We start from the raw sequence: 23,450 nt of genomic DNA, 5'->3' as shown, positions 1-23,450 counted from the left end.
GCGCCCCGGAACCTACTGCTTCAGCGAGAAGCCCAGCACCACGCCCGCCGACACCTCCACCATCCCCGGCACGAGGTCCCCGGACGAGGCGCCGCCCCCGCCGCCGTGACCGCGGTACTGCCGGAACTCGTACGACTCGGAGTCCACGTCCTGGATGTGCAGGACCGTGCCGAGCCGCACGCCCGCCGCCTCCGCGTACACCTCCGCCTTGCGCCGGGCCGCGGCCACGGCCCGGCGGCGCGCCTCGTCCCGCAGCGCCGGCTTGTCGTGCACGTCGAACTCGACGCCGTCGATGGCGTGCGCCCCCGCCTCGACCGCCTCCACGATCAACCGCTGGAGGCCGTCCAGCGCCCCGCTCTCGACGACGTAAGCGGCCCTGCAGCGGTAACCGCGGAACGTCCGCTCGCCGCCGTACCCGTCGTACTCCGAGCTCAGCTTGAGCCGCGAGCCGGACACCGACGCGTCCGGTATCCCGTGCCGCCGCAGCACCTCCCGCAGCCGCGCCACCGCCGCGCCCGCCTCCGTGAACGCCCGGCCCGGCTCGGGCTCCAGCACCTCCACCCCGAGCCTGACCCGGACCAACTGCGGCTCGACCCGCACGCTGCCCGCACCGAAAACGCCGATTCCCCAGGGTTCCTTGATCGTCTCCGTCATGCGGGCATTGAAGCACCACCGGACCGCGGCGCGCCGGTGAACACGGAGGCCGATCCGTCACCTCCGCGCCACGCCCCCGCCCGCTCCGGGCGCCCTCTCACGTGTCGCACTCCAGCACCGTCCGGCACAACCCGCACCGCGCCCGCACCCGCCCCCGCACCGGCACCCGGATCCGCTGGTGGCAGGTCGGACACGGGAACGACACCCGCAGCGGGCCGCGGCCGTCCGGTGCGAAGCTGTACGGGACGTCCGGCCGGGCGGACGCCGGGACGGCGGCGGGGCGGTGGTCCTGGGCGTGGCGGCGGTCCCGCGCGTACCGCCGGCGGCCCGCCCAGCCGGCCGCCGTCAGCGGCGGCTGCCGCTCGTCGCGGCGGGCCAGCGCCATCCCCTCGGTGTACGCCGTGTACGCCTGCGCGCTGGTGAACCACACCGACGGGTCCTCCCCGAACACCAGCGACCGCTTCGCCAGCACGTACCCGAACTCCTCCGGCGTGAGGTACCCCAGCTTCTGCGACGACACCCCGTCCTGGCGGAACGCGTCCAGCAGCAGCCACCCCGCCCCCAGGTACGTCGCCGTCGTGTCCGTCAGGATCTCGTTGTCGCGCGTACCGGGGAACGACAGCCCCAGGCGGTGCAGGTACACGTGCGTCACCTCGTGCGCCAGGGCCGCCCCGATGTCCCGCCGGTGCGTACGGAACCGGTCGTTCAGCTCGACGAAGTACTCCGGGCCGGCCTCCAGTTCGACGTTCGCCGCGTGCTGCATCTCCCGGAATCCGACGATCAGCCGCGCGTCCGGCAGCCGGTAGTGCCGCACCAGCTCGCGGGCCACCCGCTGCGCCCCCAGATGAAGGTCGTCCGTGTCGCAGAACGCCACGTCGGCCGGCGCCACGCTGGTCGAGAACGTACGGATCGTGTCGTACGACAGACGCCTGTACAACGCGGTGACGGCCGCCCGCACCGTCTCCAGGTGTGGGTAGCCGTGCTCGACCGGCCCGTCGTTCGCCACGCCTCACCCCCGGACGCCGTGAACCCGATTCCACTGTACGGGCACGCCACGGCCACCGCCCCCTTCTCCCCGTAGGCTGACCCCCCATGACCACCAGCAACACCGGTACCGGAGACGTCGACCCCGCCGTCCGCGAGGAACTCGCCCGGCTGCGCGACAGCATCGACAACATCGACGCGGCCGTCGTCCACATGCTCGCCGAACGCTTCAAGTGCACCCAGCAGGTCGGCCGTCTCAAGGCCGAGCACCGGCTGCCGCCCGCCGACCCGGCCCGCGAGACCCGCCAGATCGCCCGGCTGCGCGCCCTCGCCGAGAACGCCAAGCTCGATCCGGCCTTCGCGGAGAAGTTCCTGAACTTCATCATCGCCGAGGTGATCCGCCACCACGAGCGCATCGCCGACGCGGCCGTGAACGGCGCCACGCCCTCGGCGAACCCTCCCACGACGGCCTCCCCCGGGGAGTGACACGACGGCCCGCACGGGGCATGCTGCGCTGTGCGCTCCTTGTCAGCCGGCGGGCACCGCCCGCCGCACCCGGACAGTTCGCCTCCGGTCCCTTGCGAGGAGGGACGTGCGCCATGCCATCGGATGCCCGCATCCTCATCGTCGACGACCACGAGGGCACCCTGTACGCGCTGGAGAACGCCCTGGCCCCGCTGGGCCACCTGCTGGGCCGGGCCACCAGCGGCGACGAAGCCCTCAAACAGCTGCTGCGCGGGCACGTCGGCCTGCTGCTCCTCGACGTCCACATGCCCGGCACCGGCGGCCTGGAGGTCGTGCGCTCCATGCGCCGCCTGGAACGGACCCGGCACATCCCCGTCGTCCTGCTCACCGGCTTCGCCCGCGACCGGCAACTCGGTGCCGCCGCCTACGCCCTCGGCGTCGCCGACCTCGTCACCAAACCCGTCGACCCCTGGGCCCTGCGCACCAAGATCCGCCACCTCTACGACGCCCACCAGCGCCGCCTCGCCCTCGAACGCGAGATCCGCGCCCTGCGCGCCCGGCTCGAGGAGCACACCGCGCACCCCGGGCCCCCCGCCCTGCCCCACCCCCACACACGCGTACCGCCCGGACAGCCCGCGGGGGCGCACACCGGGGAGCTCGAACGAGACCGGACATAGGCCGCGTACGGATATCCGCCCCTGTGCCTCACCGGCGGCATCGGGCAGCATGGCCTGCATGTCCGTACTGACGCGCGACGAAGCGCAGAACCGAGCACAGCTCCTCGACGTCCACCGGTACACGATCGACCTCGATCTGACCACCGGCGACGAGACCTTCGACTCCCGCACCCTGATCCGTTTCACCGCACGCACGGACGCGGACACCTTCGTCGAGGTCAAACCCGCCGAGCTGCGCTCCGTCACCCTCGACGGACAGCCCCTGGACCCCGAGACCCTCGACGGCAACCGGCTGCCGCTGAAGAACCTCACCGCCGGCGCGCACGAACTGCGCGTCGACGCGCGGATGCGCTACTCCCGCACCGGCGAGGGCATGCACCGCTTCACCGACCCCACCGACGGCCTGACCTACGTCTACACCCAGCTGTTCCTGGACGACGTGCAGCGCGTCTTCGCCGCCTTCGACCAGCCCGACCTCAAGGCCGTCTTCGAGCTCACCGTCACCGCCCCCGAGGACTGGACCGTCCTCGCCAACGGCGTCACCGAGCACACCGGCGGCGGCGTGTGGAAGGCCGCGCCCACCCCGCCGGTCTCCACCTACCTCGTCGCCGTCGCCGCCGGTCCCTGGCACTCCGTGCGCACCGAGCACCGCGGCCTGCCCTTCGGCCTCCACTGCCGCCGCTCGCTGGCCCCGTACCTCGACACGGATGCCGAGGAACTCCTCGACATCACCCGCGCCTGCTTCGACCGCTACCACGAGAAGTTCGAGGAGCCCTACCCCTTCGACTCCTACGACCAGGCCTTCGTCCCCGAGTTCAACGCGGGCGCCATGGAGAACCCCGGACTGGTCACCTTCCGCGACGAGTTCGTCTACCGTTCCGCCGTCACCGACACCGAGCGCCAGACCCGCGCGATGGTCGTCGCCCACGAGATGGCCCACATGTGGTTCGGTGACCTCGTCACCCTCACGTGGTGGGACGACATCTGGCTGAACGAGTCCTTCGCCGAGTACATGGGCTACCAGACCCTCACCGAGGCGACCCGCTTCACCGACACGTGGACCGACTTCGGCGTCGCCCGCAAGGCCTGGGGCTACGACGCCGACCAGCGCCCCTCCACCCACCCCGTCGCCCCCGAGAAGGTGGAGGACACCGCCTCCGCGCTGCTCAACTTCGACGGCATCTCCTACGCCAAGGGCGCCTCCGCCCTGCGCCAGCTCGTCGCCTGGCTCGGCGAGAAGGACTTCCTCGCCGGCATCAACGTCCACTTCAAGCGGCACCGGTTCGCCAACGCCACCCTCGCCGACTTCATCGACTCCCTCGCCGCCGCCACCGAACGCGACGTCCACGCCTGGGCGGACGCCTGGCTGCGCACCACCGGCGTCGACACCCTCACCGCGTCCGTCGACTCCCGCCCCGGCCAGTGGGCCCTCGCCCTCGACCGCGACGGCGGCCGCCCCCACCGGGTCACCGTCGGCGTGTACGACCGCGACCTCAGCGACGGCCGCAGCCTCGTCCTGCGGGAACGCTACGAGACCGACGTCCCCCGGGAGGGAGCCCCCGAGCCGCGCCCCGGCACCCGCCCCGCCCTCGTCGTCCCCAACGACCTGGACCTGACCTACGCCAAGGTCCGCTTCGACGACACCTCCCTGGAGACCGTCCTGCGCGGCCTGTCCGGCATCCCCGACGCGCTCACCCGCGCCGTCGTGTGGAACGCGCTGCGCGACATGGTCCGCGACGGCGAACTCGCCCCGGCCGACTACCTGGCGACCGCCGCCGCCCACCTGCCCGAGGAGACCGACCTCGCCCTCGTCCAGGGCGTCCTCGCCTTCGCCACCGGCCACATCGCCGACCGCTACCTCACCCCCGACCAGCGGCCCGCCGCGCTCGCCACCCTCACCGAGCTGTGCCGCGACCTCATCCGCCGCACCGAGGACGGCGACCACCCCGGCCTGCGCCTGATCGCCGTACGCCACCGCATCGACACCGTCGCCCACCCCGACACCATCGCCGCCTGGCTCGCCGAGGGCACCGTCCCCGGCGGTCCCGAACTCGACCCCGAACTGCGCTGGCGCGTCCTCGCCCGCCTCGCCGTGCTCGGCGCCGTCGACGAGGACGGCATCGCCGCCGAACTCGAACGCGACCCCAGCGCCACCGGCCGCGAGGGCGCCGCCCGCTGCCGCGCCGCCCTGCCCGACGAGGCCGCCAAGGCCCGCGCGTGGGAGGCCATGTTCGGCTCCGACGACCGGGCCGACCTGTCGAACTACCTGTTCACCGCCACCGCCCAGGGCTTCTGGCAGCCCGAGCAGGCCGACCTCGTACGCCCCTACGTGGCCCGCTACTACAAGGACGCGGTGGCCGTCGCCGCCCGCCGCGGGCCCGCCATCGCCGAGGCCACCGGCCGCTGGGCCTTCCCCGCCCACGCCGTCGACGCCGAGCACCTGAAGCTCGGCGAGAAGTGCCTGCGCAAGGCCGACCCGATCCCCGCCCTGCGCCGCAAACTCGTCGACCAGCTCGACGACCTGGCCCGCGCCCTGCGAGTCCGGCAGGCGTAACCGCACGTCAGGGTGTCGTCGGCGTTCCCGGCGGCACCCTCCGCGGCATCTCGCCCCTCCCCGAAAGGGGGCGCAACCCCTTCGAAAGGGGACGTACCCCCTTCGGGGGTGTTCACCGGTCTTTTCGGGCGCGGCGCCCCATCCATGTACAAGCTGGATCCTCCCCGCGGAACCTTCCCGCACCGCGTCCCGGAGGACAGTCATGCGCACGCCGCCCCTCGCCTCAGGTCCCCGAGGCCCGCACCACCTGCGGCCGCTGCTCGACACCGTCCTCGGCGCCCTGCGCACCGGCGCCCGGGCGCGCGGCGGACCGCTGCCCGCCGGCGGGCCCGACGCGGTCACCGCGGCCGTCCGCGACGCCGTGGGCGACGTCCTGCCCGACCAGGGCGACCCCGACGCCCTGCGCACCCTCGTGCACGCCTTCGCCCAGGGCGCCGCCGACCCCGCGCACCCCCTGTGCGCCGCCCACCTGCACTGCCCGCCGCTCGCCGTCGCGGCCGCCGCCGACCTCGCCGCCTCGGTGCTCAACCCCTCCCTCGACTCCTGGGACCAGGCTCCGGCCGCCTCCGCCCTGGAGACCCTCCTCACCCGGGCCCTCGCCCGCGAGACCGGCCACGCCGACGGCCTCGTCACCACCGGCGGCACCGAGGCCAACCAGCTCGCCGTGCTCCTGGCCCGCGAAGCACACGGCGGCACCGTACGGCTCGTCCACGGAGCCAACGCCCACCACTCGCTGCCCCGCGCCGCCTGGCTGCTCGGCCTGCCCGAACCCGTCGCCGTCCCCGCACCCGCCGGCGTCCTCGACCCCGTCGCCCTCGACGACGCCCTCACCCGCCTGCCCGGCCCCCGCGGCCGCGTCCTCGTGGCCGCCACCGCCGGCACCACCGACGCCGGCCTCATCGACCCCCTGCCCGACATCGCCGCCCGCTGCGCCGCCCACGGCGCCCGCCTCCACGTCGACGCCGCCTACGGCGGCCCCCTCCTCTTCAGCGACCGTCACCGGTCCCGGCTCACCGGACTCGACGCCGCCCACACCGTCACCCTCGACCTGCACAAACTCGGCTGGCAGCCGGTCCCCGCCGGTCTCCTCACCGTCCGCGACGCCCACGACCTGAGCGCCCTGCACCACCGCGCCGACTACCTCAACGCCGACGACGACACCGAGGCCGGACTGCCCGACCTCCTCGGCCGCTCCCTGCGCACCACCCGCCGCCCCGACGTCCTCAAACTCGCCGTCACGCTCAGGACCCTCGGCCGCACCGGCCTCGGCGCCCTCGTCGACCGGGTCTGCGCCCACGCCCGGGAGTTCGCCGACCTGGTCCACGACGACCCCCGCTTCGACCTCCACGACCGGCCCGTCATCAGCACGGTCCTCTTCCGGCCCGCGCACGCCGCCGACACCGCCGTCGCCGCCGTCCGGCGCCACCTCCTCACCGCCGGACGCGCCGTCCTCGGCCGTGCCCGCGCCGACGGCCGGCTCTGGCTCAAGGCCACCTTCCTCAACCCCGCCACCCGCCCCGACGACCTGACCGCACTCCTCACCCTCGTGCACCACGCCCACGCCGAAGGACAAGGACCCCGATGACCCCCACCGCCCACCCCGACGACCCCGCGGCCCCCCACGACCTCGTCGGCATCGGCATCGGACCCGCCAACCTCTCCCTCGCCGCCCTCGCCCACCCCCTCACCCGCCTGCGCACCGCCTTCTACGACCAGCGCCCCCACTTCACCTGGCACCCCGGCCTGCTCCTCGACGACGCCACCGTCCAGGTCCCCTTCCTCGCCGACCTCGTCACCCTCGTCGACCCCACCAGCCCCTGGACCTTCCTCAACCACCTCAAGGACCGCGAACGCCTCTACCCCTTCTACTTCGCCGAGCACTTCCACATCCGCCGCACCGAGTACGACGCCTACTGCCGCTGGGTCGCCGGCCGCCTCCCCGCGCTCCACTTCGGCCACCGGGCCGACGCCGTCCGCTGGAACCCCGAACGCGCCCTCTTCGAGATCGACCTCGCCCGCCCCGCCGCCGACGGCGGGGCCGAGGCCACCGGCCGCGCCCACGCCCGGAACGTCGTCCTCGGCATCGGCAGCGAGCCCCACGTCCCCGGACCCCTCGGGCCCCTCGCCGAGGATCCCGACCTCCCCGTCCTCCACGCCGCCGACTACCTCGCCCACCGCGACACCCTCCTCGCCGCGGGCCACGTCACCGTCGTCGGCACCGGCCAGTCCGGCGCGGAGGTCTTCCTCGACCTGCTGCGCCGGCGCCCCGCCGGACGGGAACGGCTGCACTGGATCGGCCGCACCGAGGCGTTCGCCCCCATGGAGTACTCCAAGCTCGGCCTCGAGCACTTCACCCCCGACCACACCCGGTACTTCCACGACCTCCCCGAACCCGTCCGCGACCGGCTCGTCCCCGCGCAGTGGCAACTCCACAAGGCCGTCGACGCCGCCACCCTCGCCGCCGTCCACGACGAGCTCTACCGGCGCACCCTCCACGGAGGCTGGCCCGACACCGTCCTCACCCCCGGCGTCCGCGTCCGCACCGCCGGCCGCCTCGCCGCCGGCGGCATCGAGCTCCACCTCGAACACCCCGTGCAGGGCACCCGCACCCGCCTCGTCACCGACGCCGTCGTCCTCGCCACCGGCCACCGGCAACGCCCCCTCGACCGCCTCCTCGCCGCCCTCGACCCCCACCTGCGCCGCGACCGCGCCGGCCGGCCCCGCATCGACGAGCACTTCCGCCTCGTCCTGGACCCCCCGGTCACCGGCACGGTCTACGTCCAGAACGCCGAACTGCACACCCACGGAGTCGGCGCGCCCGACCTCGGACTCGCCGCCTGGCGCAGCGCCACGATCCTCAACCACCTCACCGGCGGGCAGGCCTACCGCCTCCCCGCCCGCACCGCCTTCACCACCTTCGGACTCCACCCCCGGACGCCGCAGGTCCCGTCCGCCCGGCGAGCCGGCCGGCTCACCCCACTGGCGGACGGGACCTGAGGACCCCTGCGGACGGGAACGGTCAGGGCACCGGACGGGGAACGGTCAGAACACCGGCACACCGTCCCGGGTCAGCCGCCAGTCCACCGACGCGAAGTCCTTCGGGTCCAGCACGCCCTTCGCCGTCACCCACTCCGCGATCCGCGTACGGATCTCCGTCGACTCCGACCACAGCTCCTTCGCCGACGCCACGTGCGGGAACGCGCCGCCGCCGTTCGCCCGGTAGTTGTTCACCGCGAACACGAACCGTCCCGCGTCGTCCAGCGGAGCCCCGCCGAAGGTGAGGTTCTGGATCCGCGAACCGGCCGGCCGGGCGATGTCGATCTCGTAGCCGAGCCCCGAGACGTAGTCGTAGTTGTAGTCCGGACGCCCGTTCGCGTTCGTCAGCTTCGCCACGTCCACCGGCGCACCGGCCGCGGTCTGCACGAAGTACTCCGCCGAGTACTCCAGGTACGCCCGGATCTGCGCCCCCGTCATCAGCTTCGCGACCAGCGTGTTGTCGTACACGTACAGGCTCGACAGGTCCCGGATCGTCACCTCGCCCGCCGGGATCTGGGACGTCCGCGAGAACGGCGACGCCTGCGACAGCACCGGCAGCGAGGCGTACTCGGTCCCCGCGAGGGCCGCCCTGACCACGTCCTCCTGCACCTTGGCGATCAGGTCGATGATCGGCGCGTCCTTGTAGCGCGCCTCCACCGTCGTCAGGGTCCGGGTCGCCGTGCCCACCACCTGGTTGACGTACGCCACGACCTTCGCGTGCTCGTCCGACAGCAGCTCGGTGATCCGCGGGTCGTCCTCCACCGTCGCCGCGTCCCGCAGCGACGCCCTCACCGACTCCACCCGCCACCGGCCCCGCTCGAGGACCAGCTCGAAGTCGAACAGCGTCAGCCGCTCGGCGTAGCACAGCGGCTCCGACAGCACGACGTCCCGGCCGGTCTCGTCGTTGGTGACCCTCAGCTCCGCGATCTCCTGGTGCGCGTGCCCGACCAGGATCGCGTCGATCCCCGGCACCTGCCGCGCCACGTTCGCCGCCGCGTTCTCCACGTACGGCAACTGGTCACCGTACGACGACGTCCCCGACGACCCCGAGTGCGCCGACACCACGACCACGTCCGCACCCATCGACCGCAGCTTCGGCACCCACTTGGCCGCCTGCTCCTCCAGCCCCGGGAACGTCAGCTTCCCCTGCACGTACGCCTTGTCCCAGATCGCGATCCCCGGGTTCGTCAGGCCCAGCACCGCCACCTTCACCGGCGGGGCGCCCTTCACCCGGAAGGTCTTGACGAAGTACGGCGGGAAGGCGGGCCTCAGCGTCTTCGCGTCCAGCGCGTTCGCGCCCAGCAGCGGGAAGTCGCACTGCGCCTCGAACGTGCGCAGCGTCTCGATGCCGTAGTTGAACTCGTGGTTGCCGAGCGCCACCGCGTCGTACCCGATCGCGTTCATCGCCTGCGCCATCGGGTGCACCGGACCGCCCTCGGCGGTGATCGGGTCCACCTTCGCGTAGTAGTACGTCAGCGGCGTGCCCTGGATCGTGTCGCCCGCGTCCAGCAGCAGCGTGTTGTGCCGGCCCTTCTCCGCACGGACCTGGTCCACCAGCGTCGACATCCGCGCCAGGCCCCGTGCGTTGCCGGCCGCGTCGGAGTACTCCGCGTCCTTGAAGTAGTCCCAGTTGAACACGTGCCCGTGCAGGTCGGTCGTCCCCATCACGGTCAGCTCGTACCGCTTCGCACGCTTCCTCCCCCGCCCCGCCCCGGCGGCCTCGGCCGCGGGAGCCGCCGCACCCGCCAGCGCCACCCCCGCCCCCGTCACGGCGGACCTCGTCAGGAACTTCCGGCGGTTCAACGGCATGTCAGGCTCTCCTCGGACGACGGACAACAAGGAACAACGCGCGTAGATTCGCGCGACGATTCTGACCTGAACACGCCGACCTCGAACAGACTTCCCAGGTTGCGATCCGGTGACCGACGCCGGCACACTCCCCGCACGTTCGCCGGAGCGGCCCGGCGCGCACTTCAAGGCTTGTCAACAAGCTTTCACCGGCAGGCCGTTGGGTCGTCACGCGCCACCGAATCGCTACCCGCCGGTAAGCCCTAGGCTCGAATCATGCGCCGAGCGAAGATCGTCTGCACACTGGGTCCCGCCACCGACTCGTACGACCAGCTCAAAGGTCTGGTCGACGCCGGAATGGACGTCGCCCGCTTCAACCTCAGCCACGGCACCCGGGCCGAGCACGAGGAGCGCTACCGGCGTGTGCGCAAAGCCGCCGACGAAACCGGCCGCAGCGTCGGTGTCCTCGCCGACCTTCAAGGCCCGAAGATCCGCCTCGGACGCTTCGCCGAAGGCCCTGTACTCCTCGAACGCGGCGACACCTTCACCGTCACCGTCGAAGAGGGCGCCCGGGGCGACCGTCACGGCTGCGGCACCACCTACGCCGGCCTCGCCGCCGACGTCACCCCCGGCGAACGCATCCTCGTCGACGACGGCAGGGTCACCCTCGAGGTCACCGCCGTCGACGGCCCCCGCGTCCGCACCACCGTCGTCGAGGGCGGCGTCGTCTCCGACCACAAGGGCCTCAACCTCCCCGGCGTCGCCCTCTCCGTCCCCGCCCTCTCCGGGAAGGACGAGGACGACCTCCGCTGGGCGCTGCGCACCGGCTTCGACGTCGTCGCCCTCTCCTTCGTGCGCACCGGGCACGACATCAAGGACGTCCACCGCGTCATGGACGAGGAGGGCCGCCGCCTCCCGGTCATCGCCAAGGTCGAGAAGCCCCAGGCGGTCGAGAACATCGACGACATCGTCGCCGCCTTCGACGGCGTCATGGTCGCCCGCGGGGACCTCGGCGTCGAGATGCCCCTGGAAGAGGTCCCCATCGTCCAGAAGCGCGCCATCAAGCTCGCCAAGCGCAACGCCAAACCGGTCATCGTCGCCACCCAGATGCTCGACTCGATGATCGACAACGCCCGCCCCACCCGCGCGGAGGCCTCCGACGTCGCCAACGCCGTCATCGACGGCACCGACGCGGTCATGCTCTCCGGCGAGACCAGCGTCGGCAGGCACGCCGTCGAGACGGTGCGGACGATGGCGCGCATCGTGGAGGCCGCCGAGGAGGACATCCTCGCCAGGGGCCTCCCGCCCCTGACCGAACGCAACAAGCCCCGCACCCAGGGCGGCGCGGTGGCCCGCGCGGCGGCGGAGACGGGCGACTTCCTCGGCGCGAAGTTCCTCGTCGCCTTCACCCAGTCCGGCGACACCGCCCGCCGCCTGTCCCGCTACCGCTCCCCGATCCCGCTGCTGGCCTTCACCCCGGAGCCGGCGACCCGCTCCCAACTCAGCCTCACCTGGGGCGTGGAGACCTTCCTCGGCCCGCAGGCGGACTCCACGGACGCGATGGTCGCCCAGGTGGACGAACTGCTGCTGAGGTACGGCCGCTGCGAGAGGGGCGACACGGTCGTCATCACGGCGGGCTCTCCTCCGGGAGTCCCCGGCTCGACGAACCTCGTCCGGGTCCACCGCATCGGGGAGGACTAGACCGGAGGGGACCGGAGGAGGGCGGGCTCACGAGAAGGTGAAGATCCGCTGTTCGGGTGATGACCTTGGATACGGAGGAAAAGTACCCCGGGTCGGATTCGAACCGACGCTGGATGGTGTTTGAGACCATTGCCTCTACCGCTGGGCTACCGGGGCGCCCTTCGAAACGAAGGTCGGCAGTCACCCGCCGTGCACCCACCTTACCGCAGCTGGGTACGCTCTTGTCAGCAGTACCGGCCTGCCCCGCACCAAGGAGCCCACGTGAGCGCCCCCGAGTCGCCCCAGCCCGTAGACGTGCCCGATGACGACAAGTCGCACGTTCCTCCGATGACGACCCGTGTCGTGATCGCCGAGGACGAGGCCCTGATCCGGCTCGACCTCAAGGAGATGCTGGAGGAGGAGGGCTACTCCGTCGTCGGTGAGGCCGGTGACGGTGAGCAGGCGATCGAGCTGGCCCGCGAGCACCGGCCCGACCTGGTGATCCTCGACGTGAAGATGCCGAAGCTGGACGGCATCTCCGCGGCGGAGAAGATCGCCGAGGAGCGCATCGCCCCGGTGCTGATGCTGACCGCGTTCTCGCAGCGCGAGCTGGTGGAGCGGGCGCGGGACGCGGGGGCGATGGCGTACCTGGTGAAGCCGTTCAGCAAGAGCGACGTGGTTCCGGCCATCGAGATGGCGGTGTCCCGGTTCACGGAGCTGAAGGAACTGGAGCGCGAGGTCGCGGACCTGAGCCAGCGGCTGGAGACGCGCAAGCTGGTGGACCGGGCGAAGTCGGTGCTGCAGACGCAGTACGGGCTGACGGAGCCGGCGGCGTTCCGGTGGATCCAGAAGACGTCGATGGACCGGCGGATGTCGATGCAGCAGGTGGCGCAGGCGGTCATCGACGACGCGGAGGAGAAGAAGGCGTCGAAGGGCTAGGCCCGGTCGGTGTGCGGAAGGCCCGCGCTCCCTGCACGGCAGGGGGCGCGGGCCTCGTCGTGTCCGCGGGGGCGGGGTCAGTCCTCGCCGAGGTAGGCCTTGCGGACGGACTCGTCGTGCAGGAGGTCCTGTCCGGTGCCGGAGAGGACGATGTTGCCGACCTCCATGACGTGGCCGTGGTCCGCGAGGGAGAGGGCGGCCTGGGCGTTCTGCTCGACGAGCAGGATGGTGGTGCCCTGGGACTTCAGCTCGGCGATGGTCGCCATGATCTTCTGCATCATGATCGGCGAGAGGCCCATGGAGGGTTCGTCGAGCATCAGGAGCTTGGGCTGGGACATGAGGGCCCTGCCCATGGCGAGCATCTGCTGCTCTCCGCCGGAGAGGGTTCCGGCGGCCTGCTTGCGGCGTTCCCCGAGGATGGGGAAGAGGTCGTAGGCGCGCTGGATGTCCTTCTCGATGCCCGCCTTGTCGCTGCGGAGGAAGGCGCCGAGGCGGAGGTTGTCCTCGATCGTCATGCGGGGGAAGATGTGCCGCCCCTCGGGGGAGTGGGCGAGCCCGAGGGAGACGACCTTGTGGGCGGGGACCTTCTTCAGCGACTTGCCGTTGAACTTGATCTGGCCGCCGACGGGCTTGAGGAGCCCGGAGAGCGTGCGCAGGGTGGTGGTCTTGCCGGCGCCGTTGGTGCCGATGAGGGTGACCACTTCGCCGGCGTCGACGCTGAACGAGATGCCCTTGACGGCCTGGATCTTGCCGTAGGCGACTTTGAGGTCCTCGACTTCGAGGAGTGCGGTCATCGGTCGTTCTCCTTGCCGGGCGCGGCGTCCGTGGCGGCCTCGTCCTCTGCCTCTGCCTCCGCCGCGGCCTCGGCGGCTTCGACTTCGGCGGCCTCGGCGGCGCCGGGGTCGTTCTCCAGGGGTTCACCGATGTAGGCGGCGATGACGCGTTCGTCGCCCTGGACGGTGGCGGGGTCGCCCTCGATGAGTTTCTGGCCCTGGACGAGGACGGCGACGCGGTCGCAGAGGTTGAAGATGAACCGCATGTCGTGCTCGATCACGAGGACGGCGGTTCCCTGGTCGCGGATGGCGAAGATGAGTTCCTCGGCCGCCCGGGTCTCCTGGGGGTTCATGCCGGCGGTGGGCTCGTCGAGGAGCAGCAGGCCGGGCTCGCTGGCCAGGGCGCGGGCGATCTCGAGCTTGCGCTGTTCGCCGTAGGGGAGGTTGCGCGCGAGGTGGTCGGCCTTGGCGGCGAGGCCGACGAACTCCAGGAGCTCCGTGGCGCGTTCGCGGGAGGCCGCCTCGGCCTTGTGGAAGCCGGGTCCGCGCAGGACGGCCGACCAGAAGCCCTCCTTGGTGCGGGTGTGGCGGCCGACGAGGACGTTCTCGAGGACGGTCATGTTGGCGAACAGCCGGATGTTCTGGAACGTCCGGGCGATGCCGGCGGCGGTGACCTTGAAGGACTTGGGCGGCAGGACCTTGCCCTTGTAGCGGACCTCGCCCTCGGTGGGGACGTAGAGACCGGTGAGGCAGTTGAAGAAGGTGGTCTTGCCGGCGCCGTTGGGCCCGATGAGGCCGACGATCTCGCCGCTGCTGACGGTGAGGTCGACGTCGCGGACGGCGGTGAGGCCGCCGAAGCGCATGGTGACGCCGCGTGCGTCGAGGACGGTGGTGCCGGGGGCGGACGCGCCCGGGGCGGTGTCCTTGGTGGTGGTGTCGGTGGTCATGGTGGTCAGGCCCCTGTCTTGCTCAGGACTGCGGGCGCGTCGTCCTCTTCGTGGAACTCCAGTTGGCGGCGCCGGTTGGGGATGAGGCCCTCGGGACGGAAGCGCATCAGCAGGACGAGCGCGATGCCGAAGGCGAGGAGCTGGAAGTCACCCAGGAACTGGAGCTTGTTGGGGATCAGGAAGAGCAGCGCGGCCCCGATGAGGGGTCCGGCGATGGTGCCCATGCCGCCGAGCACGACCGCGGCGAGCAGGAAGGCGGAGTTGGGCGGGGTGGTGCCGGCGAACAGGTACTGCTCGGGCGTCACGGTGTAGGTGACGTGTGCCTGGACGGTTCCGGCGAGACCGGCGAGGGTGGCGCCGACGGCGAAGGCGATGAGCTTGACGCGGAAGCCGTTGATGCCCATGGCGAGCGCCGCGGTCTCGTCCTCGCGGATGGCGACCCAGGCACGGCCGATGCGGGAGTCGCCGCTGCGCCGGAAGACCAGGACGACGACGGCCGTGATGAGCAGCATCAGGAAGAAGTAGTTCGCGAACCGGCCGATGGTGAAGCCGGCGATCTCGTGCTGGACCCCGAGGTCGAAGCCGAGGATCTTCAGGTCCGGGATGGACGCGATGCCGTTGGAGCCGTTGGTGAGGTCCGGACCCGAGGTGCCGTCGGTGTTGTTGACCGCGATGCGGAAGATCTCACCGAAGCCGAGGGTGACGATGGCGAGGTAGTCGCCGCGCAGCCGCAGCGTCGGGGCGCCGATGAGCACGCCGAAGACGAGGGAGGCGACGGCCCCGACGAGCACGGCGGCCCAGAAGGGGAAGTGGACGCCGAACGGCGAGCTGGGGGAGCCGGAGACGAGGGCGGCCGCGTAGGCGCCGACGCCGAGGAAGGCGACGTACCCGAGGTCGAGCAGGCCGGCGAGGCCGACGACGATGTTCAGGCCGAGGGCGACCGTGGCGAAGATGAGGATGTAGACGCCGAGCGTGGCGTACTGGTCGTCGGTCTGGGTGAAGGGGAAGCAGGCAGCCGCGATGAAGGCGCCGCAGACGGTGATGTTCTGGTGCCGTGCGGTGATCTGTGAGGCCTGGGTGATCAGGCCGGAGCGGTGCAGGGCGCTGAATCCGAACCCGGCGGTGATCAGGAAGCCGACGAAGAGTTCGTCGTACTCGGTGCCGATGCCGTAGGTGAAGACGACCAGGGCGAGGGCGAGGACGGCGACGATGATCAGGATCTCGGCGTAGGACGGCAGCGCGCGTACGGGGCGCGGGCTGCCGGCGGCGAAGGCCGCCCGGAGGATGGCCAGGTTGTGGCCGGTGTTGTGCTTGAACCGCTCCCAGCCGGTGTCGTCCGGGTCGAACGGGTCGGGTTCGGGCCGCTCGAAGGGAAGGGCGAGGGCGCCGAGGAGGGCTATCAGCGTGGCGGCGGCGACGACGTAGCCACCGGGTTCCAGGTTGACGAGGCCGCCGAGGTCGAAGCTGATCGCGAGGACGGTGTACCAGGCGGTGGCGAAGGTGCCGAGCGTGGCGTACTTGACGGCCGCGTCGGCGCCGGCCGGGGTGAGCCAGCCCAGTCCCTTGACGCCGTAGGAGGCGAGTGCGAACAGGGTGGCGAGCGCGCCGCCCACGAGGACGAGGACCTGGAGGCCGCCGGGGTAGCCGTAGACGGTGAGGTTGCCGGGGAACGCGGAGGTCCAGGTCCACGCGAGGAACGTGGAGATGACGGCGAGGACGCTGCCGCCGGTGGCGAGGGCGCGGCCGATGTGCGGGGGGATGCCGATGAGGCCGGTGGGCGTGGTCGCGGCGGGGGCGGCCGCGGTGGTGGAAGCGGTGGTCTGTGTGGTCATCGGTGTCACGCCCTGTCCGCAACGCGTTCGCCGAGCAGGCCCTGTGGCCTGAACAGCAGCACGAGGATGAGGAGGATGAAGGCCCAGACCTCGGCCCAGGACTGGCTGCCGAACTTGTCCAGGCCGGGGATGTCGGCGATGTAGGCGGTGGCCAGGGTTTCGACGACGCCGAGGACCACACCGCCGATCATGGCGCCGTAGATGTTGCCGATGCCGCCGAGGACCGCCGCGGTGAAGGCCTTGAGGCCGAGGATGAAGCCCATCTTGAAGTCGATCTGGCCGTACTTGAGGCCGCTGGCGACACCTCCGACGGCGGCGAAGACGGCGCCGAGGGCGAAGGCGATCACGATGATGCGGTCGGTGTTGACGCCCATGAGCTTTGCGGTGTCCGGGTCCTGCGCGGTGGCCTGCATGCCACGCCCGGTGCGGGTGCGCATCACGAAGTAGGCGAGGAAGGCCATGCTGACGGGGGCGGCGATGAGAAGGAAGATGTCGCCGGTCTGGATGGTGGCGCCGCCGATGCTGAAGGGGCCGCCTTCGATCTGGGGGAAGGGCAGCTTGGACTTCGCCTCGGGGTAGAAGGCCCAGACGGCCTGCTGCAGCGCGAGGGAGAGTCCGATGGCGGTGATGAGCGGGGCCAGGCGGGGCGCGCCGCGCAGGGGGCGGTAGGCGAACCGTTCCGCCCCGATGGCGACCAGGACCGAGACGATCACGGCGCCGAGCAGCATCAGGGGCAGCGCGACCCAGATGGAGGTGCCGTCGGGCAAGAGGTACAGATGTACCGTGAGGGCGCCGAAGGCGCCGACCATGAAGATCTCGCCGTGGGCGAAGTTGATGAGCTGGACAATGCCGTAGACCATTGTGTAGCCGATGGCGACCAGGCCGTACATGGATCCCAGTAGCAGGCCGTTGACCAGCTGCTGCGGCAGTTCGTTCACCGCATGTCCTCCGAGACTTTCGGAATGTTCGACGGATGGGGCCGGATGCGAGTCCGCGCGGGGCGCCAGTGGAACAGCGCCCCGCGCGGCTCGTGGGAGTGGTGCGGGCGGTGGTCAGCCGGTGAAGGTGCCGGACTTCACGGTGCCCCACGCGCCGTCCTTGACGGAGTACACGGTGAGCTGCTTGTTGGTGGCGTCACCGAACTCGTCGAAGGAGACCTTGCCGGTCACTCCGTCGAAGGAGACGTTCTGCATGGCGTCGACGACCTTGGCGCGGGCGTCGTCGGGGAGCTTTCCGTCGTTGTCCTCGACGACCTTCTTGACGGCCTCGATGATCGCCCAGGCGGAGTCGTAGGAGTAGCCGCCGTACGCCTCGTAGGCCTCCTTGTACCCGGCGGCCTTGTAGTTGGCGACGAATTCCTTGGCGGAGGGGAGTTCCTCGACGGGCGCGCCGACGGAGGTGGCGAGGTCGCCGGTGCCCGCGGCGCCGGCCAGCTTGATGAAGTCGGCGCTGTAGATGCCGTCACCGCCGACCAGCGGGATCTTGGCGCCGGCTTCCTTGATCTGCTTGCTCAGCGGGCCGGCCTGCGGGTACTCGCCGCCGTAGTAGACGACGTCGGCGCCGGAGTTCTTGACCTTGGTGGCGACCGCGCTGAAGTCCTTGCTCTCGGGGTTGATGTGCTCGGTGCCGACGACCTTGCCGCCGAGCTTCTTGAACTCCTCGGTGAAGGTGGCGGCGAGGCCGGCGCCGTAGGTCTTCTTGTCGTCGATGACGAAGACCTTCTTCTTCTTGGCGTCGTTGTAGACGTACTGCGCGGCGAACGGGCCCTGGATGGCGTCCGTGGTCGCGGTGCGGAAGTACGACTTGTACGGCCGGACCTTCTCCTTCTGCCAGTTCACGCCCTGGGTCAGGGCGGGGTTGGTGTTGGCCGGGGAGACCTCGACCAGCTTGGCCGTGTCGAAGACCTTCTGCATGGCCTCGCCGACGGAGGAGTTCAGCGGGCCGACCACGCCGAGGACGTCGTCGTTGGCGACGAGCTTGGTGGCGTTCTGCTGGCCGACGGAGGCCTGGCCCTGGTCGTCGAGCGCTTCGATCTTGAAGGTGACGCCCTCGACGTACTTCTCCTTGTTGGCGGTCTTCGCCGCGAGGTCCACGGAGTTCTTGATGCCGAGGCCCAGCGCGGACAGGTCGCCGGTCAGTGGCGCGTCGACGCCGATGACCACGGTGGTGCCACCGTTGCCGGAGTCCGAGCCGCCGCCGTCGTCGTCGCGTGAGCCGCAGGCGGTGAGGGTGAGTGCTCCCGCCGCCAGAGCGGCGGTGATGGCGATGAGCGAACGTTGACGCACGATCCAGTCCTTTCCCCTGACAGCCACTTCCCGGTGGAAACGGCCGAGTCGAGCGCTGGGCCGACGTGTGAATCGGGCGGCGCGGTGACTGGCCGTGACTCTAAGCGTGGGTGGGGAATGCGGAGGAGACTCTGGTCAAGGCTGTGACGCTCTTGTTATGACACGACGTATTGCAGAGCGGTACTGAGTGGGGGGAAGGGCTGAATTCTCGCCGTTTTGCCCTGTCCGCATGGTGAGAAACCGCAGGACCCGGCAGGATCTGTTCAGGTGTATCAAGCGTTTTGGTGATTACCTGAAGTCGTTGCTGCAGGCTACTTGCAGGGCGTGGGACAGGTCCTGTGCGTACCGTGGCCCGAGGATGAAGCTGTGCATCTGGATTGCGTGCGTATTACGCAAAGTTACGTCCAGGAAAGGGAGTCCGACGTTCCGTGGCACTTTTCCGCATTCCGTCACCCGCATGGTGATCATGATCTTGCGGGGGGAGCCTGCTTTTGTCCGGAAAGGGGTCCGCGGGTCGGATGTCACGGACAGTCCCGCATACGGCTGGGATATCCGCGTGACAGTGACCGGAGGGTCGGATTCCACGGTCACCTCCACGCCGAAGGAAAAGCTCCGCGGGTCGGTTTCGACATCCACGGCCTGCGGATTCAGGTATGCGACGGTGGTCACCTGGCTCGGGTGCGGCGGGGCCGGCGGTGACTCCGGCCGGGGCCGGGTGGCGTGGAGATAGCCGCTGCCCGCGAGTACGGCGGAGATGAGGAGCGCCCCCAGCACGGCCCTGCGGTGCTGCTCGAAGTACCGCTCCAGGGGCCCGCGTCGGGGGCGGGGCGCGGAGGGGGCGTCCCGGACGTGAGTGCCCTCGCCCGGCTCCACCGGGCCGACCCCGCTCACCGCCAGGGCCCCTCGCCCGGCCCGCCGGCGCGGTACCACTCGACGCACCCCTCGCGCGCCTCACGGTCGATCAACCGGCCCACGTCCGTGACCCCTTGACGCTCGGCGGCCCGCGCGGAATCGACCACCTCGCGCAGGATGTCGTACTGCCCGCCGGACAGGCCCATGGACTGGTAGTCGCCGTAGGTGCGGCCGTCCAGCACCTTGCGCGACCAGTGGCCGACGAGCTTCGTGCACAGGTCCTCGTCGGACGTGACCCGCGGTGACGGCGGGGTCGTGCGCCCGCCGTCCGCCCCGGCGGAGGGGGCCCGGTCCGCGTGGCCGGAACCCGTCGCCCCGCAGCCGGTCGCCGTCGGGCCCGCCAGAAGCGCGGCCACGAGGGGCGCGGCGAAGGCCCGCACCCGCGCCCGAGAGGTGCCTCCCCGTCGCATGCTCCGAACGCTAGGACGCCGGTCGGCCGGAGGCAATGGTGGCCGGGGTGCGGGGTGCGGGGTGCGGGGCTCCCCGCGCCCCGACGGCCGTCAGTTCGCGGTCTGTTCGCCGTCGCCGGGCCTCACGTCCCGCAGCAGACAGGTCAGCCGCGCGGTGCACACCCGCTTGTCCGCCTCGTCGGTGATGACGATCTCGTACGTCGCCGTGGACCGCCCCCGGTGCACCGGCGTGGCGACCCCGGTGACCAGACCGGAGCGGACACCGCGGTGGTGCGTGCAGTTGAGGTCGACGCCGACCGCGATCTTGGAGACGCCGCCGTGCAGCATCGAGCCCACCGACCCCAGCGTCTCGGCCAGCACGGCCGAGGCGCCGCCGTGCAGCAGCCCGTACGGCTGGGTGTTGCCCTCCACCGGCATCGTCCCGACGACCCGCTCCGCCGAGGCCTCCAGGATCTGCACGCCCATCCGCGTGCCCAGGTGGCCCGCCGAGAACAGCGCCGGCAGGTCCACACCGAGCGCGGCGTACTCGTCGATGACCTCCTGCGGGAACTTCACCTGCTGCTGTTCTCCCATGGGCCCGGCTCCATTCGTCGTGCGTCGGTACGATCGTCTGCTGAGCGAACGCTCAGTCGGTCGCCGATTGTTCCAGACGCACCACGACGGACTTGCTGGCCGGGGTGTTGCTGGTGTCCGCGGTGGCGTCCAGCGGCACCAGGACGTTGGTCTCCGGGTAGTACGCGGCGGCGCAGCCGCGGGCCGTCGGGTAGTGCACGACGCGGAAGCCGGGCGCCCTGCGCTCCACGCCGTCCCTCCACTCGCCGACCAGGTCGACGTACGCGCCGTCCGCGAGCCGCAGTTCCCGCGCGTCCTCCGGGTTGACCAGCACCACCCGGCGGCCGTTCCTGATGCCCCGGTAGCGGTCGTCGAGGCCGTAGATCGTGGTGTTGTACTGGTCGTGCGAGCGCAGCGTCTGCAACAGCAGCCGCCCCTCGGGCACCTTCGGGTACTCCACCGGAGCCGCGGTGAAGTTGGCCTTCCCGGTGGCCGTGGGGAAGCGGCGCTCGTCGCGCGGGGCGTGGGGGAGCGCGAAGCCCCCGGGGCGCGCCACGCGCGCGTTGAAGTCCTCGAAGCCGGGGACCACGCGCGCGATGCGGTCGCGGATCGTCGCGTAGTCCTTCTCGAACTCCTCCCACGGCACCGTGCTGTTCTCGCCGAGGACCCGGCGGGCCAGCCGGCACACGATGGCCGGCTCGGACAGCAGGTGCGGGCTCGCCGGCTCCAGCCGGCCGCGCGAGGCGTGCACCATCCCCATGGAGTCCTCGACCGTCACGAACTGCTCGCCGCCGTCCTGCAGGTCGCGTTCGGTGCGGCCCAGGGTCGGCAGGATCAGGGCCCGCGCGCCCGTGACGGTGTGCGAGCGGTTCAGCTTGGTCGACACGTGCACCGTCAGCCGGGCCCGGCGCATCGCCGCCTCGGTGACCTCCGTGTCGGGGGAGGCGGAGACGAAGTTGCCGCCCATGGCGAAGAACACCTTCGCCTTCCCGTCGCGCAGCGCGCGGATGGCCCGGACGACGTCGTAGCCGTGCTCGCGCGGCGGGGCGAAGCCGAACTCCCTCTCCAGGGCGTCCAGGAACGCCGGAGCGGGGCGCTCGAAGATGCCCATGGTGCGGTCGCCCTGCACGTTGGAGTGGCCGCGCACCGGGCACACGCCCGCGCCCGGGCGGCCGATGTTGCCGCGCAGCAGGAGGAAGTTGACGACCTCGCGGATCATGGGAACGGAGTGCTTGTGCTGGGTCAGGCCCATCGCCCAGCACACGATGGTGCGCTTCGATTCGAGGACCATCCGCAGGCACCGCTCGATGTCCTCGCGCGCCAGGCCGGTCGCGGTGAGCGTCTCGTCCCAGTCGGCGGCGCGCGCGGCCGCGGCGAACTCCTCGTAGCCGTGGGTGTGTTCGCGGACGAACTCCTCGTCGACCGCGCCCGGCGTGTCGAGGATCAGCCTGTTGAGGAGACGGAAGAGCGCCTGGTCGCCGCCGATCCGGATCTGCAGGAACAGGTCGGTCAGCGCGGCGCCGGTGGTCAGCCCCTTGGGGGTCTGCGGGTTCTTGAAGCGCTCCAGGCCCGCCTCCGGCAGCGGGTTGACGCTGATGATGCGCGCGCCGCCGGCCTTGGCCTTCTCCAGGGCGGACAGCATGCGCGGATGGTTGGTGCCGGGGTTCTGCCCGGCGACGATGATCAGGTCGGCCTGATGGAGGTCCTCGAGCAGGACGCTGCCCTTGCCGACGCCGATCGTCTCCGACAGGGCCGAGCCGGAGGACTCGTGGCACATGTTGGAGCAGTCGGGCAGGTTGTTGGTGCCGAGCTCGCGCGCGAACAGCTGGTAGAGGAAGGCCGCCTCGTTGCTGGTGCGCCCCGAGGTGTAGAAGACGGCCTCGTCGGGGGAGGAGAGGGCACCGATCTCCTCGGCGACGATGTCGAAGGCGCGTTCCCAGGTGACCGGCTCGTAGCGGTCGCCGCCCTCCGGGAGGTACACGGGGTGGGTCAGCCGGCCCTGCTGGCCCAGCCAGTAGCCGCTGCGGCCGGCCAGGTCGGCGACGGAGTGCGCGGCGAAGAACTCGGGGGTGACCCGGCGCAGGGTGGCCTCCTCGGCCACGGCCTTCGCGCCGTTCTCGCAGAACTCCGCCTTGTGCCGGTGCTCAGGCTCCGGCCAGGCGCAGCCCGGACAGTCGAAGCCGTCCTTCTGGTTGACGCCGAGCAGCGTCAGCGCCGTGCGCCTCACGCCCATCTGCTGCTGGGCCACACGCAGGGTGTGGCCGATCGCCGTCAGGCCCGCTGCCGCGTGCTTCGGCCCGGTGACCCGCGGCGCGTCCTGAACCGGGTCGCCCTTGGGCGGCTTCGTGGCCATCGCGCACTCCCCTTCGCGTACACGTGTGAGGTAGGTCTCCGATCCTCCCACGTGGCGCCGACGACGACCGCGGCCGGGCGGACCGGCGGCGGAGGCGGAGGTCGCGGGACCCGGGCCGCCGGGCGGACCGGCCCGGCGGGGACCGGGCGGTGGGCGCGGCCGGACGGGCCCGAGGGCGTGCGGGCGGGAGGGCGGGAGGGCGGCCACGGCGGACGGGCCGGCGGAACGGGCTCGGTGGGTGCGGGGCGGGGTTCGGCGGTCCGGCGGGGTGGGACGGCCTGACGGTGCGGGGAGGCGGGACGCGGTGGTCCGGCCGTGCGGGGCGGGAGGGGCGGGCGCGGTGGACGTGCGGGCCGGTTACGGCGGGCCTGCCGGACCGTGGTCACGGTGCCGGGTCGCCGCGGGCGCAGCGGCGGGCCGGCGGAACCGGCTCGGCGGGCGTGGGTGCGGGTGCGGATGTGGGCGCGGGTGCCGGGGCACGGCGGTCGGGGCGCGGGTGCCGGGGCCGAGGGGGTGACGGGGCGGCGGGTGGGCGGCCCGGGCCCGGGAGGCCCAGGGTGCGGGGACTCGGCGGTCCGGTGGTGCGGACGTAGGTCCGGAGGAGCGGAG

19 protein-coding genes and 1 tRNA gene are annotated in these 23,450 nt (G+C 71.7%); 7 read left to right on the top strand and 13 right to left on the bottom strand.

Going from position 1 to position 23,450, the window contains the following annotated elements:
- Window positions 1–12: 12 nt before the first annotated feature.
- Both FHS37_RS01270 and FHS37_RS01265 read right to left on the bottom strand, forming a co-directional pair.
- Window positions 13–654, bottom strand: coding sequence for an SIMPL domain-containing protein (locus tag FHS37_RS01270; RefSeq protein ID WP_184817106.1), 642 nt, complete (start codon window positions 652–654; stop codon window positions 13–15).
- A 97-nt stretch (window positions 655–751) separates the two neighbouring features.
- Window positions 752–1,660 carry a hypothetical protein gene (locus FHS37_RS01265; RefSeq protein WP_184817105.1) on the bottom strand — a complete coding sequence of 303 codons (909 nt, stop codon included), beginning with the start codon at window positions 1,658–1,660 and terminating at the stop codon, window positions 752–754.
- Between the two features lie 86 nt (window positions 1,661–1,746).
- Here FHS37_RS01265 and FHS37_RS01260 point away from each other — a divergent pair, with 86 nt between their 5' ends.
- The 5 genes from FHS37_RS01260 to FHS37_RS01240 all read left to right on the top strand — a co-directional run bounded on the left by FHS37_RS01260 (window position 1,747) and on the right by FHS37_RS01240 (window position 8,331).
- Window positions 1,747–2,124 (top strand): chorismate mutase, encoded by a 378-nt coding sequence (locus FHS37_RS01260; RefSeq protein ID WP_184817104.1) that lies wholly within the window; start codon window positions 1,747–1,749, stop codon window positions 2,122–2,124.
- A gap of 113 nt (window positions 2,125–2,237) precedes the next feature.
- Window positions 2,238–2,780: a response regulator gene (locus tag FHS37_RS01255; protein ID WP_184817103.1), complete on the top strand. Its 543-nt coding sequence runs from the start codon at window positions 2,238–2,240 to the stop codon at window positions 2,778–2,780.
- Between the two features lie 49 nt (window positions 2,781–2,829).
- The gene (gene pepN, locus FHS37_RS01250) at window positions 2,830–5,334 is read left to right on the top strand and encodes an aminopeptidase N (RefSeq protein WP_184817102.1); all 2,505 of its coding nucleotides are present in this window, start codon (window positions 2,830–2,832) and stop codon (window positions 5,332–5,334) included.
- Between the two features lie 202 nt (window positions 5,335–5,536).
- Window positions 5,537–6,919: a pyridoxal phosphate-dependent decarboxylase family protein gene (locus FHS37_RS01245; RefSeq protein WP_184817101.1), complete on the top strand. Its 1,383-nt coding sequence runs from the start codon at window positions 5,537–5,539 to the stop codon at window positions 6,917–6,919.
- The gene (locus FHS37_RS01240) at window positions 6,916–8,331 is read left to right on the top strand and encodes a lysine N(6)-hydroxylase/L-ornithine N(5)-oxygenase family protein (RefSeq protein WP_184817100.1); all 1,416 of its coding nucleotides are present in this window, start codon (window positions 6,916–6,918) and stop codon (window positions 8,329–8,331) included. Before FHS37_RS01245 ends, FHS37_RS01240 begins: the two co-directional genes overlap by 4 nt.
- Window positions 8,332–8,376: 45 nt before the next feature.
- Here FHS37_RS01240 and FHS37_RS01235 read toward each other — a convergent pair whose 3' ends face one another.
- Window positions 8,377–10,179 (bottom strand): bifunctional metallophosphatase/5'-nucleotidase, encoded by a 1,803-nt coding sequence (locus FHS37_RS01235; RefSeq protein WP_184817099.1) that lies wholly within the window; start codon window positions 10,177–10,179, stop codon window positions 8,377–8,379.
- 255 nt (window positions 10,180–10,434) lie between these two features.
- Between FHS37_RS01235 and pyk the strand changes: the two genes are divergently transcribed.
- Window positions 10,435–11,859: a pyruvate kinase gene (gene pyk, locus FHS37_RS01230; RefSeq protein WP_184817098.1), complete on the top strand. Its 1,425-nt coding sequence runs from the start codon at window positions 10,435–10,437 to the stop codon at window positions 11,857–11,859.
- Window positions 11,860–11,942: 83 nt separating this feature from the next.
- On the opposite strand, the gene FHS37_RS01225 is transcribed toward pyk, so the two are convergent.
- Window positions 11,943–12,015 (bottom strand) — tRNA-Leu (locus FHS37_RS01225).
- Between the two features lie 105 nt (window positions 12,016–12,120).
- Between FHS37_RS01225 and FHS37_RS01220 the strand changes: the two genes are divergently transcribed.
- The gene (locus FHS37_RS01220) at window positions 12,121–12,777 is read left to right on the top strand and encodes an ANTAR domain-containing response regulator (RefSeq protein WP_184817097.1); all 657 of its coding nucleotides are present in this window, start codon (window positions 12,121–12,123) and stop codon (window positions 12,775–12,777) included.
- 77 nt (window positions 12,778–12,854) lie between these two features.
- On the opposite strand, the gene FHS37_RS01215 is transcribed toward FHS37_RS01220, so the two are convergent.
- From FHS37_RS01215 to FHS37_RS01180, 9 genes are all read right to left on the bottom strand, one after another.
- On the bottom strand, window positions 12,855–13,571 hold the full coding sequence (locus FHS37_RS01215) for an ABC transporter ATP-binding protein (RefSeq protein ID WP_184817096.1): 717 nt from the start codon (window positions 13,569–13,571) through the stop codon (window positions 12,855–12,857).
- On the bottom strand, window positions 13,568–14,497 hold the full coding sequence (locus tag FHS37_RS01210) for an ABC transporter ATP-binding protein (RefSeq protein ID WP_184817095.1): 930 nt from the start codon (window positions 14,495–14,497) through the stop codon (window positions 13,568–13,570). The genes FHS37_RS01215 and FHS37_RS01210 overlap by 4 nt, the downstream gene beginning before the upstream one ends.
- Window positions 14,498–14,502: 5 nt before the next feature.
- Entirely contained in the window at window positions 14,503–16,329 is a 1,827-nt protein-coding gene (locus FHS37_RS01205; RefSeq protein ID WP_184817094.1) for a branched-chain amino acid ABC transporter permease, read from the bottom strand.
- Window positions 16,330–16,334: 5 nt separating this feature from the next.
- Window positions 16,335–17,267, bottom strand: coding sequence for a branched-chain amino acid ABC transporter permease (locus FHS37_RS01200; RefSeq protein WP_184817093.1), 933 nt, complete (start codon window positions 17,265–17,267; stop codon window positions 16,335–16,337).
- A 114-nt stretch (window positions 17,268–17,381) separates the two neighbouring features.
- Complete coding sequence (locus FHS37_RS01195; protein ID WP_184817092.1) at window positions 17,382–18,614, bottom strand: branched-chain amino acid ABC transporter substrate-binding protein; 1,233 nt, start codon at window positions 18,612–18,614, stop codon at window positions 17,382–17,384.
- 288 nt (window positions 18,615–18,902) lie between these two features.
- Window positions 18,903–19,505: a Tat pathway signal sequence domain protein gene (locus FHS37_RS39050; protein ID WP_229889718.1), complete on the bottom strand. Its 603-nt coding sequence runs from the start codon at window positions 19,503–19,505 to the stop codon at window positions 18,903–18,905.
- A complete protein-coding gene (locus tag FHS37_RS01190; RefSeq protein ID WP_184817091.1) occupies window positions 19,502–19,936 on the bottom strand; it encodes a hypothetical protein in 435 nt (144 codons plus the stop codon). Before FHS37_RS01190 ends, FHS37_RS39050 begins: the two co-directional genes overlap by 4 nt.
- 90 nt (window positions 19,937–20,026) lie before the next feature.
- Entirely contained in the window at window positions 20,027–20,509 is a 483-nt protein-coding gene (locus FHS37_RS01185; RefSeq protein ID WP_184817090.1) for a PaaI family thioesterase, read from the bottom strand.
- 52 nt (window positions 20,510–20,561) lie between these two features.
- Complete coding sequence (locus FHS37_RS01180) at window positions 20,562–22,841, bottom strand: FdhF/YdeP family oxidoreductase (RefSeq protein ID WP_184817089.1); 2,280 nt, start codon at window positions 22,839–22,841, stop codon at window positions 20,562–20,564.
- Between the last annotated feature and the right edge of the window lie 609 nt (window positions 22,842–23,450).

It is taken from the genome of Streptomyces griseomycini (genome assembly GCF_014203535.1).
In the GTDB taxonomy this organism is placed as follows: Bacteria; Actinomycetota; Actinomycetes; order Streptomycetales; family Streptomycetaceae; genus Streptomyces; species Streptomyces griseomycini.
Note: the sequence above shows the minus strand (reverse complement) of the source record. Positions and strands in the feature narration are given on the sequence as shown.

Bases quoted from the DNA above. Each gene is read 5' to 3' on its own strand.
- FHS37_RS01270 (WP_184817106.1), bottom strand. From the start codon at position 654: ATGACGGAGACGATCAAGGAACCCTGGGGAATCGGCGTTTTCGGTGCG.
- FHS37_RS01260 (WP_184817104.1), top strand. From the start codon at position 1,747: ATGACCACCAGCAACACCGGTACCGGAGACGTCGACCCCGCCGTCCGC.
- FHS37_RS01255 (WP_184817103.1), top strand. From the start codon at position 2,238: ATGCCATCGGATGCCCGCATCCTCATCGTCGACGACCACGAGGGCACC.
- pepN (WP_184817102.1), top strand. From the start codon at position 2,830: ATGGCCTGCATGTCCGTACTGACGCGCGACGAAGCGCAGAACCGAGCA.
- FHS37_RS01245 (WP_184817101.1), top strand. From the start codon at position 5,537: ATGCGCACGCCGCCCCTCGCCTCAGGTCCCCGAGGCCCGCACCACCTG.
- FHS37_RS01240 (WP_184817100.1), top strand. From the start codon at position 6,916: ATGACCCCCACCGCCCACCCCGACGACCCCGCGGCCCCCCACGACCTC.
- FHS37_RS01235 (WP_184817099.1), bottom strand. From the start codon at position 10,179: ATGCCGTTGAACCGCCGGAAGTTCCTGACGAGGTCCGCCGTGACGGGG.
- pyk (WP_184817098.1), top strand. From the start codon at position 10,435: ATGCGCCGAGCGAAGATCGTCTGCACACTGGGTCCCGCCACCGACTCG.
- FHS37_RS01215 (WP_184817096.1), bottom strand. From the start codon at position 13,571: ATGACCGCACTCCTCGAAGTCGAGGACCTCAAAGTCGCCTACGGCAAG.
- FHS37_RS01210 (WP_184817095.1), bottom strand. From the start codon at position 14,497: ATGACCACCGACACCACCACCAAGGACACCGCCCCGGGCGCGTCCGCC.
- FHS37_RS01205 (WP_184817094.1), bottom strand. From the start codon at position 16,329: ATGACCACACAGACCACCGCTTCCACCACCGCGGCCGCCCCCGCCGCG.
- FHS37_RS01190 (WP_184817091.1), bottom strand. From the start codon at position 19,936: ATGCGACGGGGAGGCACCTCTCGGGCGCGGGTGCGGGCCTTCGCCGCG.
- FHS37_RS01185 (WP_184817090.1), bottom strand. From the start codon at position 20,509: ATGGGAGAACAGCAGCAGGTGAAGTTCCCGCAGGAGGTCATCGACGAG.
- FHS37_RS01180 (WP_184817089.1), bottom strand. From the start codon at position 22,841: ATGGCCACGAAGCCGCCCAAGGGCGACCCGGTTCAGGACGCGCCGCGG.